This window comes from Vulcanococcus sp. DEBay_Sum22DG08_74, from assembly GCF_017852955.1.
In the GTDB taxonomy this organism is placed as follows: Bacteria; Cyanobacteriota; Cyanobacteriia; order PCC-6307; family Cyanobiaceae; genus Vulcanococcus.
This window is the reverse complement of sequence record NZ_JAFMKL010000167.1, coordinates 1-2,703: the sequence shown is the minus strand read 5'-3', so window position 1 is coordinate 2,703 and position 2,703 is coordinate 1. Positions and strand designations below refer to the sequence as shown.

Sequence of the window (2,703 nt, the reverse complement as noted above, 5' to 3'; positions counted from 1 at the left end):
GAGGCGGTGGAGTTGGCCAACCGCTACAGCGATGAGCAGGGCCGCCGCATGATCAACGGCGTGCTGCGTCGTTTCACCAACGCCCCCGCCAAGAGCTGAGAGACGGCATGGTTTACGACTGGTTCAATCGCAGCGCGGCCCCTCAGAACCCCCAGGATCCCCAGCCGGAACAGGCCGCTGAGCCCCCTGCCCAGGACGAGGCCCCTGCCGCTCCCACTCCTGCAGCTGCGGAGCCCTCAGACATCGATCAGGACGCTCTTGATTGGGCGCGCCAGGCCTATGCCCGCCTGAAGGCCCAGCAGGAAGCGCAGAAGCAAGAAGCCGCCGCTGCTGCTGAGCCACAACCCGAACCAACACCCCCGGCGGAGTCCACACCGGTCTCGACTCCTGATCCCGTTCAGGCCGCCAAGATCCCCGAGCCTGCTGCCGGCTTGTCCTTGCTGGAGCAGGCAGCAGCCCAGCGGGCCCAGCGTCAGCAGGAGCAGCTGGAGCGGGCGATTGAGACCCCGGCCGCTCCCGTCGAACCGACTCCAGCGGCGACCGATGAGGCGGCTCCAAGCCTGGGGGATTTCGATGAGGACTTCACCTGGTCGGCCGAGGTGTTGGCCGCCCAGGGCCGCCAGCTCTCCGACATTTCCCTTGAGGAAATCGACTGGCTGGGGCGCCTGCGCCGGGGCATGGAGAAGACCCGCCAGGGCTTCGTCACCCAGTTGCTCGACACCCTCGGCGACGACCCGCTGACCCCAGAGGTTCTCGACGACCTCGAATCACTCTTGCTGCGGGCTGATGTCGGGGTGCAAGCCACCGATCAGGTCCTGGAGGCCCTGCGCAAGCGCTTGAACGAGGAAGTCGTCGAGCCCGAGGAGGGCATTCGCTTCCTCAAAGACCAGCTGAAGGGTCTGCTTGATCAGCCCATCAAGGCCAGCGGTACCGCGTTACTCGCTCCCGAGCGCGGCCGCCTGAACGTCTGGTTGATGGTCGGGGTGAACGGGGTCGGTAAAACCACCACCCTGGGCAAGCTCGCCAACCTGGCGATCCGAAGTGGCTACAGCTGCCTGATCGCCGCGGCTGACACCTTCCGGGCCGCGGCGGTGCAACAGGTTCAGGTGTGGGGTGAGCGCAGTGGCGTCACGGTGGTCTCCAACCCCTCCGCGAATGCTGATCCTGCGGCGGTGGTCTACGACGCGATCGGTGCGGCTCAGGCCAAGGGCACGGATCTGGTTTTGGTAGACACCGCAGGTCGTCTGCAGACCAAGCACAACCTGATGGAGGAGCTCACCAAGGTGCGCCGGATCGTCGACAAGCTGGCGCCGGATGCCGAGGTGCAGTCCCTGCTGGTGCTCGACGCCAGCCAGGGTCAGAACGGCTTGAAACAGGCCATGGCCTTCGCCCAGGCGGCTGGTTTGACCGGTGTCGTGCTGACCAAGCTCGATGGCAGTTCGCGCGGCGGCGTCGCCTTGGCGGTTTCCTCGGAAGCGGGGTTACCGATCCGCTTTATCGGTGCGGGCGAAGGGATCCGTGATTTGAGGCCCTTCAACAGCTTCGAGTTCGTCGAGGCCCTGCTGGCCAAATAAACGCGGCTATCTTGCGCGCAAGTGAGCAACTTGCCGCCTGCCTATCACTCTCATCCCGGCGGAGTGGGCTCCCTGAAGCCGGCATCCGCCGTCGCTTCACTGCGTCAACTGCTGGACAGCCTGGGCAAGGAGCAGCGCCGCAATCAGGAGCTGCTGGCGTCGTTGGCCTTTGCCCTGCGCAGCTTCACCAACCTGGAGCGCTTCCTGGAGTTGGTCCCCCTCGTGGCGACGCGCTTGGTGGAGGCGGAAGGGGCAGTGCTGGTGGTCTTCCACCCCGAGGGTCGGCTTTGGCGCGAGCAGCTCCATGGCAGTCACCCCGAGTTGTTGCGGCAGTTGGCAACGCTTTCGGATGAGCAGCTGCAGCAGGCCTCCGGCGATGAGGCTGTGGCTCAACTGCTGGATGCTCTGGTGCGCCGGCAGTTGGCGGATCGTCCCTTGGTCGCCACCTCCCTTGCCGCTCGTAGTCGTGTTCGCGGCCGCCTGTATGTCTTCGGTTCCAAGGCAGGCCTGAGCTGGAGCGAGAGTCACCGCCGCCATGTCCAACTCGTGGCGGACCTCGCCGGGGTTGCGGTGGAGGGGGATCAGTTGCTGCAGGAGGCCCGGCGCCATGAGCGCCTCGATCGCCAGCTCTCCACCGGCGGTGAAATCCAGGCCCAATTGCTCCCAGACCACTGCCCCGTGATCGAGGGGGTGGAATTGGCCGCGCGCTGCCGGCCTGCCTTTGAAGTGGGCGGCGATTACTTCGATTTCATTCCCACCCGGCCCCAGCTGATTGGCCGCCAGCGGGAGCAGGGGCGTTGGGCCCTGGTGATTGGCGATGTGATGGGCAAGGGGGTCCCTGCGGGCCTGTTGATGACGCTGCTGCGGGGCATGCTCCGGGCCGAGGTCTCCAGCGGCTTGCCCCCCGATCAGATTCTCCACGACCTGAACCAATTGGCTCAGGAGGATCTGGCCCAGTCCCATCGCTTTGTCACCCTCTTCTATTCCGACTTCGACCCCCGCACCCGGCTGCTGCGCTACGCCAACGCGGCCCACAACCCGCCCTTGATCTGGCGGCGGATTCGCCACGCGGTCGAACGCCTGGATGCACCGGGTCTGCTGATCGGTCTGCAGAGCGAGGCGGAGTACG

Annotated in this window: 3 protein-coding genes; all 3 read left to right on the top strand. The window is 65.9% G+C overall.

Going from position 1 to position 2,703, the window contains the following annotated elements:
• A partial coding sequence (locus tag QZ184_RS11255; RefSeq protein WP_296419709.1) for a transcription antitermination factor NusB occupies positions 1-99 on the top strand: 99 nt, incomplete at its 5' end.
• Between the two features lie 8 nt (positions 100-107).
• Positions 108-1,574, top strand: a complete 1,467-nt coding sequence (gene ftsY, locus QZ184_RS11250) for a signal recognition particle-docking protein FtsY (RefSeq protein ID WP_296419706.1) — start codon at positions 108-110, stop codon at positions 1,572-1,574.
• A gap of 63 nt (positions 1,575-1,637) precedes the next feature.
• The coding region (locus tag QZ184_RS11245) for a GAF domain-containing SpoIIE family protein phosphatase (RefSeq protein WP_296419704.1) at positions 1,638-2,703 on the top strand (1,066 nt) is incomplete at its 3' end.

Coding starts and splice junctions, on each gene's coding strand:
- ftsY (WP_296419706.1), top strand. CDS start 108: ATGGTTTACGACTGGTTCAATCGCAGCGCGGCCCCTCAGAACCCCCAG.